This window comes from Allobosea sp. P4_C6, from assembly GCF_056402015.1.
Window position 1 is genome coordinate 1 of sequence record NZ_JBFUIF010000247.1, and the last position, 1,353, is coordinate 1,353.

The 1,353-nt window shown below is 63.5% G+C and carries 2 protein-coding genes; both read left to right on the forward strand.

Features of this window, described 5'->3' with window-relative positions; all coding sequences use genetic code 11:
• A partial coding sequence (locus tag AC1DVA_RS28370) for a site-specific integrase (protein WP_476808125.1) occupies positions 1 to 848 on the forward strand: 848 nt, incomplete at its 5' end.
• Between the two features lie 273 nt (positions 849 to 1,121).
• On the forward strand, positions 1,122 to 1,353 hold a 232-nt coding region (locus AC1DVA_RS28375; RefSeq protein WP_476808126.1), incomplete at its 3' end, for a hypothetical protein.

Sequence of the window (1,353 nt, forward strand, 5' to 3'; positions counted from 1 at the left end):
CCCCTAATCCGCAGATCGTCGGGCTCTACATCGCCGCCCTGGCATCCGGGACAACCACGCCAAGCCGTAGGCCCTCGTCCGTCAGTACGATCGAACGTCGGCTCTCCGCGCTTGCCTGGAACTACGCACAGGGTGGCCAAATCCTCGATCGCACGGATCGCCACATCGCCACGGTTATGGCCGGCATCCGCAACAGCCACGGCCGCCCGCCGGTTCAGAAGGAGGCGGTGTTGCCCGAGGACGTCATCGCAATGCTCGAGACGCTCGATCGCGGCAAACTCCGCGGCCTCCGGGATCGAGCCATGCTGCTGATCGGTTTCGCCGGTGGACTGCGCCGGTCCGAGATCGTCGGCCTCGACTTCGGTCGCGACCAGACCGAGGACGGCCGCGGCTGGATCGAGATCCTAGACAAGGGCGTAGTCATTACGCTGCGCGGCAAGACTGGGTGGCGCGAGGTCGAGGTCGGCCGCGGCTCCGCCGACGCCACCTGCCCGCTGGTGGCACTGCAGACCTGGCTGAAGCTCGCCAGGATCGCGCACGGTCCGTTGTTTCGGCGCGTTACCGGCCAGGGTCAGTCCGTTGGTCCCCAGCGCCTGAATGACCGGGAGGTCGCCCGTCTGGTGAAGCGCACCGCCCTCGCCGCCGGCGTTCGCGGCGATCTCTCCGAGGGAGAACGAGCGGGGAAATTCGCAGGCCACTCGCTGCGCGCCGGGCTCGCCTCCTCGGCCGAGGTCGACGAGCGGCATGTTCAGAAGCAACTGGGGCACGCGTCAGGCGAAATGACCCGTCGCTATCAACGACGCCGGGACCGCTTCAGAGTCAATCTGACCAAGGCGGCGGGGCTTTGAATAACCGACAACGAACCTGTTCGAGGATCTGGTGTTCGGAGCAGACCACACTCCGAAGGAGCAGAGAGGGCGACTGCAACTCTCTAGCCCGCCTGGTTTGCGAAAACACCCGTCCGTCCTAGCCGATAATCATGTGATCCATGATCGTGGCCATGGATCCAGAGATCTGGTTGAAATTATTCGGCGACATTGCTGAGGTTAGAAGCAAAGGCCGGGGTCAGCGGGCTGCCTGATCGCGCTGTTCGATGAAGTTCGGGTGGGGGGCGGTGGTGCGTGACGACGACCGTTGGGCTGTCGAATGCCTCGGCCAACGCCTTCCTTATGAATGCCAGATGGCGTTCGGATTATCTCGCGCTAGTCAGTCAGCTTCTCAATTATGATGTATCAGCCGCACTCCTTGTACGGGCCTGCCTGATGAGCCTATGCCATTGTCCGGTGTGGCTCCGGGGTTCGGGCGGGCCGGTTTGGATTGCTATTTCCATCGTCTGCGGTACGACAACGGACT